This window comes from Staphylococcus sp. EG-SA-2 (assembly GCF_017152085.1).
On the sequence record NZ_JACYHC010001086.1, the window covers coordinates 1 to 732 of the forward strand.

Consider the following 732-nt stretch of genomic DNA (forward strand, 5'->3'; position numbering starts at 1 on the left):
CACCAGTTAATCATGATACCATTAGAATGACGATAGATCATGTTAGTATCAAACATAAAAATGTTAATTCAATACAATACCGTGTAGCAAATGAAAAAGTGAGGTTTGCACGTTTTAGACCATTCCCGTTCTGGAAACGTGTACACGATTCTTTCATATCAAGTGATGAAGAACGATGAAATTTAAGTATCATATATCACAACAAGAAACTGTTAAAGCTTTTTTAGCACGACATGATTTTTCTAAGAAGACAGTGAGCGCCATTAAAAATAATGGCGCTTTAATTGTTAATGATGAACCAGTCACAGTACGTAAGCAATTAATGCCAAATGATATATTAGAAATTCATTTACCGCGAGAAATACCGAGTGTTAATTTAATACCTTATGCTCGTAAGCTAGAAGTATTGTATGAAGATGCTTTTATCATCATAGTTACTAAACCAAACAATCAAAATTGTACGCCTTCGAGAGAACATCCTCATGAAAGTTTAATCGAACAAGTACTATATCATTGTCAGGAACATGGTGAAAATATTAACCCACATATTGTTACGCGTCTAGATCGTAATACAACTGGTATTGTGATATTCGCTAAATATGGACATATCCATCATTTATTTTCTAAAGTAAACTTGAAAAAAATATATACTTGCCTTGTATATGGCAAAACCCATACATCTGGTATTATTGAAGCTAATATTAGACGGTCAAAGGATAGTATTATAACTAG

1 protein-coding gene and 1 pseudogene are annotated in these 732 nt (G+C 32.2%); both read left to right on the forward strand.

Annotated features, from left to right (window positions below; all coding sequences use genetic code 11):
• Positions 1-179: pseudogene (ppnK, locus tag IDG60_RS18210) on the forward strand (NAD kinase); the annotation flags it as partial.
• The coding region (locus IDG60_RS18215; protein ID WP_206161031.1) for a pseudouridine synthase at positions 176-732 on the forward strand (557 nt) is incomplete at its 3' end. The pseudogene ppnK and the gene IDG60_RS18215, both read left to right, overlap by 4 nt.